Here is a 5,036-nt window from a genome sequence, read left to right on the forward strand (position 1 = left end):
CAGGGTGGCTGGGTGCGTGATCTCCTGACCAACGCCTCGCGCGAGGAAGAGCTGAAGCCGGCGGCGCCCGCGGAAGCGCCGCGCGCGACCCCTGCCCAGCGCTCGCCGCTGCATGTCATGGAATCGCTCAACTCGCTGTCCGTCGACATCGCGCGCGCCATCGACCATGACGCCTCGATCGAGCTGTGGAACCGCTATCGCCGCGGCGAACGCGACGTGTTCACGCGCCGGCTCTACACGCTGAAGGGCCAGCAGACCTTCGACGAGATACGCCGCAAGTATCAGGCCGAGGCCGAGTTCCGCGCCGCCGTCGACCGCTATTGCGACGATTTCGAGAAGCTGCTCAAGGATGTCTCGCGCAACGACCGCGACAACATCATGGCGCAGACCTATCTGACGTCGGACACCGGCAAGGTCTACACGATGCTTGCCCACGCCAGCGGCCGCCTGCACTGAGCGGTCGTTAGGCGAGTAACAAAATGGCGGGACACGTTCCCGCCTTTTGTTTTATCCGAGCGGGCCGGCGCCGACGTTTGTTAGTCCAGCTTGTTGCCCAGCATCCTGTTCCGGCTTGGCGCGGAGATCGCTGTGGTTCGGGCAACGTGCCCCCAGCGGGCGACAATCAGATCACCGAGTCCGTCCAGCGGACGATGTCCTTAGCTGCCTGGCCAAACGCGTTGTCCAGCGCGCCGACATAGGCGGCGTTGCCGCTGCCCGAGACCGGCGCGCTCGCCGTGAAGCTCTTCGAGGCGCGCACCTCGCCGTTGCGGTCGTTGAGGATGCGCACGAACAGGTCGACGTCGGCATGCGCGCCGCCATTCACCCGGACTTCGAAGGACCGCACCTCGACGATGATCTGGTAATCGATCGCCAGCCCCTCGCCCGGCTTGCCGACGCCGGCAAAGCTGCCCGAGCGCTGGAAGGTCTCGGCGAGCCTTGCCTGCACGATCAGCGGCAGGCGGTCCGCCCATTGCGCGCCCTTGAGGAACTGGATCGACTGGTCTGACGGCCTGATGACGATGTTCTGGCTGTCCAGCGCCTTCAGCGCCGAAGGCTGGGCGATCAGGATCTGGCGGCGGCTATGGCCGTGCATGTCGACCGAAGGCGCGGAAAGCTCGAACGTATCGAGCGGCGCCGGCTTGCCTCCCAGCGCCGCGCAGCCAGCGAGCGTCAACACGAGCGCCGCGGCAGCGACCGACTTCAACCCTCTCACTGACTTCACGCGCGATCCCCGTTGTCCCCGGACCTTACGATCAACCTACAGCTGCAACCCATCTTCTTGGCGTTCGCGGCAGCCGAAGTCAACGCCGCGCCCTGCCGTCAAACTGACGGACCTCTCCCTCGCCGCCCGTCAGTATGCGTTGCGGGTTGCGGCTGAGATCGGTCACCGCCTCCTCGATGCGGTTGATCGAGCGCCGGCTGTCCTGCACCAGCGCCTCCACATTCTGCAGCCCCGAACCGGAGAAGCGCGCCAGATTGTCGGTGATGGTGCCGAGGCGGGCGTTCAGCGTATCGGCGACCTGCTTGAAGGATTTCAGCGTCGCTCTCGCATCGGCTATCACGCCGTTGGCCTCGCCGGATCCGAGCAAATGGTCGACCTTTTCGAGGATGTCATCGACGCGCACCGAGGCATCGTTGAGGCGCTGCGCGAGCTGGCGGGCATTCTTGATGGTGTCGTTGATGTCGTCGGAGCGGTTGGCGATCTTGTCGGTGACCTTGGCGATGTCGGCGGCCGCCTTGTTGGCGCTGTCGCTGGCCTTCTGGATGTTGGCCAGCGCCGTGCGCACTTCAGCCGGATCGATGCCGTCGAGCACGCCATTAACCTTGGCCAGCGTGCCTTGCGTCTGCTTGGCGAAATCGTTGATCGAGTTGACCGCCGTGTTGACGTTGTCGATGGTGGTATCAAATTGCTTGCTGGTTTCCTTAAGGTTCGCCGTAACCGTGTCTACATTGGCGACGATGCTCTTGATCCGGTCTTTGTCGACGGAGTTCAGCAAGCCCTCGGCCGCCGCTAACGTGCTGTCCAGCCTGCCGGAAACGGCCTTCAACTGGTCCGAAAGCGAACTTACGGCGGACAGGAACTTGTCGATGCCATCCGAATTCTTGGCCAGCGCGTCGGAGAAGGTCTCGACGTTCTTGACGGTCTGCGTCAGCGGACCGCGAACGTCCTTGGTGAAGCCCTCGAGCTCTGAAAGCACCTTGTCGGCACGGGTGAAGATGTTCTGCGCCGTCTGCAACAGGTTGGTCACGGCCGACGGATTGGCGACGATCTCCGGCACCCTGCCTTCTTTCTCGGCCTGGTCGAGCAGCTTCACTTCCTTGGGATCGGCGCCTTTCAGCTCGATATTGGCCTGGCCGGTAAGGCCGGCAAGCCCGATATCGGCCTGCGTCGATTTGGTGATCGGCGTCATACGGTCGATCTCGGTGTCGGCGATGGCGACGGTCGGATTGTCGACGTCGATATAGACCCGTTTGACGTCGCCCACCTTGACGCCGTTGAAGAGCACGAAGCTGCCTCGGCCGAGGCCGGAAGCCGAGCCCGGGATGCGCACACGCAGAAGAGTCGTCTCGCCCCGCTCGCCGATTGCGGCCGTCCAATAGACGAAGGCGAAGGCCGCGAGGATCGCGGCCAGCGTGAAGATGCCGACAATTACATAGTTGGCTCTGGTTTCCATTGCCCCACTTATGGCTATGCGCGCGCCGCAAGATCAAGTTGGCGGGCGCGTTTTCCGCGGAAATAGGATTTGACCCACGGCTCTTCGCTCTTCAGCATGTCGTCGATCGTGCCTTCGACCAGCACCCTCTTCTTGCCGAGCACCGCCACGTGGTCGCAGGCGGTGAACAGCGTGTCGAGGTCGTGCGTGACCATGTAAACCGTCAAATCCATCGTATCGCGCAGCTTGACGACCAGCTCGTCGAACTCGGCGGCACTGATCGGATCGAGGCCGGAGGTCGGCTCGTCGAGAAAGACGATGTCCGGATCTAGCGCCAGCGCGCGCGCCAGCGCCGCGCGTTTGATCATGCCGCCAGAAAGCTCGGAGGGGAATTTCTGCGCCGCGTCCGGCGGCAGCCCGACCAGCTCGACCTTCAGCATGGCGAGCTCGTCCATCAGCGCCTTCGGCAGGTCCAGATATTCGCGCATCGGCACCTGCACGTTCTCCAGCACCGTCAGCGCCGAAAACAGCGCGCCGTGCTGGAACAGGACGCCAAGCCGCATATCGATGCGCAGGCGCTCGACCTCGCTTGCCTTGTCGACGTCGACGCCGAACAGTCTGATGGTTCCGGATTGCTTAGGCATCAGCCCGAGGATGGTGCGCAGCAAGACCGACTTGCCGGCGCCCGAGGCGCCGACGAAACCCAGGATCTCGCCACGCTTGATGTCGAGCGAAAGCTTGTCGAGGATCAGCTTGTCTTCGATGGCGACGGTGACGTCCCGGACCGAAAGCACGATTTCGCTTTCATCCGCGTTTTGCGTCGTCTCGACCCCATTGCCGCTTGCGACTGCCATCTCAGAACTCGATCGCTGCGTAGAACATGGCGAAAAGCCCGTCGAGGATGATGACGACGAAGATCGACTTCACCACCGAGGCGGTCACATGGCGGCCGAGCGATTCGGCGCTGCCGCCGACCTTCATGCCTTCGACCGACGCGATGGTGCCGATGATCATGGCCATGAACGGCGCCTTGATCAGCCCGGCAAAGATAGTGCTGAGGTCGATGGCGACACGCAGCCGGTCGATGAACGCAGCCGGCGGAATGTCGGAATAGAGCCATGCGGCGATGATGCCGCCGCCAAGCGCGGCGAAATTGGCGATGATCGTCAGGCATGGCAGCGCAATCACCAGCGCGACGAGCCGCGGAAATACCAGCACGCCGATCGGGTTGAGCCCGATCACCTTCAGCGCATCGACCTCCTCGCGCATCTTCATCGAGCCGATCTCGGCGGTGATGGCGCTTCCCGAGCGGCCGGCGAGCATGATCGCCGTCATCAGCACGCCGAGCTCGCGCAGGATCAGCACGCCGACGAGGTCGACGACGAAGATGTCGGCGCCGAAATAGCTGAGCTGATAGGCGCCCTGCTGGGCGACGATGGCGCCGACGATGGCCGACATCAGCACCACCACGGGAATGGCGCCGACGCCCATGCGGTCGATCTGGTTGAAGATCGCGGCCGGATTGACCGCATGGCCGCGGCCAAGCTTCATCTGCGCGCCGCGGATGGTGGCGCCGAGGATGTTCATCGAGGCGAGGAAGTCGTCGCGCATCTCGTAGACGCGGCGGCCGACCAGCTCCAGCGCGCGCAGGATGATGTTGGGCGGGCCGGCCGGTCCCGATTCGGGCTCGCGCCGCACCGCCTCGCCGACGGCGCCGAGCAGGATCGAGGCGATCTCGCTCTGCCCCTGCACATGGACCTCGACGCCCTTCTTCTCGAAGGCGCTGGCCAGCCGATCGATCAGCCAGGCGCCGGCCGTATCCAACTTCTCGATCTTGGAAAGATCGAGCATCAGTGTCTTGGCGCCGTTGCGCTTTTCGATCTTGCGCATCTCGGCGTCGACCGATGCCACGGTCCGCGTCGTCCAGACACCGGAAAAGGCGCAAGCCAGCACGTCGCCTTCCTCGCCGACGGCGATGCGCGGCTGGTGATTGGCCTCACCGGCGGGCGTGCGGCTTGCGTCGCGTTTGCGGATGGTCAACATGGCGTCCTGTTTAGCGTGACGGGACTGGCGTGTCGATTTGCCGGCAGACCGGTGTCGCACAGCCGGAGAAGAAAAATATGGCGCGTGTCATTTCGGTCGAGGCCGAGCGATTCCCGATCGCGGGCACCTTCACCATCTCACGCGGATCGAAAACCGAGGCCGAGGTCATCACCGTGACGATCGGCGAGAATGGTCATGCCGGGCGCGGCGAATGCGTTCCCTACAAGCGCTACGGCGAGACCATGGAGGGCGTGCGTGCCGCAATCGAGGCGATGCGCGGCCAGATCATCGGCGGCATCGGTCGCGCCGCCCTGCTCGCGGCCATGCCGGCCGGCGCGG

The 5,036-nt window shown here is 64.2% G+C and carries 5 protein-coding genes and 1 pseudogene; 2 read left to right on the top strand and 4 right to left on the bottom strand.

All coding sequences use genetic code 11. From position 1 onward, the window contains the following. Positions 1-456 (top strand): hypothetical protein (locus tag DH10_RS24910; protein WP_192385476.1); only part of this gene is annotated, 456 nt, incomplete at its 5' end. A gap of 166 nt (positions 457-622) precedes the next feature. Here the strand turns inward: DH10_RS24910 and DH10_RS24915 are convergent. The 4 genes from DH10_RS24915 to DH10_RS24930 form a co-directional block, all read right to left on the bottom strand. Continuing rightward, positions 623-1,213: an ABC-type transport auxiliary lipoprotein family protein gene (locus DH10_RS24915; RefSeq protein ID WP_192254056.1), complete on the bottom strand. Its 591-nt coding sequence runs from the start codon at positions 1,211-1,213 to the stop codon at positions 623-625. Between the two features lie 88 nt (positions 1,214-1,301). Beyond that, the gene (locus tag DH10_RS24920) at positions 1,302-2,675 is read right to left on the bottom strand and encodes an MlaD family protein (RefSeq protein ID WP_192254025.1); all 1,374 of its coding nucleotides are present in this window, start codon (positions 2,673-2,675) and stop codon (positions 1,302-1,304) included. A gap of 14 nt (positions 2,676-2,689) precedes the next feature. Beyond that, a complete protein-coding gene (locus DH10_RS24925) occupies positions 2,690-3,508 on the bottom strand; it encodes an ABC transporter ATP-binding protein (RefSeq protein WP_192254023.1) in 819 nt (272 codons plus the stop codon). Between the two features lies 1 nt (position 3,509). Next, the gene (locus tag DH10_RS24930; protein WP_192254021.1) at positions 3,510-4,697 is read right to left on the bottom strand and encodes an ABC transporter permease; all 1,188 of its coding nucleotides are present in this window, start codon (positions 4,695-4,697) and stop codon (positions 3,510-3,512) included. Positions 4,698-4,774: 77 nt separating this feature from the next. Here DH10_RS24930 and DH10_RS24935 point away from each other — a divergent pair. Continuing rightward, a pseudogene (locus DH10_RS24935) lies at positions 4,775-5,036 on the top strand (dipeptide epimerase); the annotation flags it as partial.

Source organism: Mesorhizobium silamurunense (assembly GCF_014843825.1).
GTDB lineage: Bacteria > Pseudomonadota > Alphaproteobacteria > Rhizobiales > Rhizobiaceae > Mesorhizobium > Mesorhizobium silamurunense.

Bases quoted from the DNA above. Each gene is read 5' to 3' on its own strand.
- DH10_RS24920 (WP_192254025.1), bottom strand. From the start codon at position 2,675: ATGGAAACCAGAGCCAACTATGTAATTGTCGGCATCTTCACGCTGGCC.
- DH10_RS24925 (WP_192254023.1), bottom strand. From the start codon at position 3,508: ATGGCAGTCGCAAGCGGCAATGGGGTCGAGACGACGCAAAACGCGGAT.
- DH10_RS24930 (WP_192254021.1), bottom strand. From the start codon at position 4,697: ATGTTGACCATCCGCAAACGCGACGCAAGCCGCACGCCCGCCGGTGAG.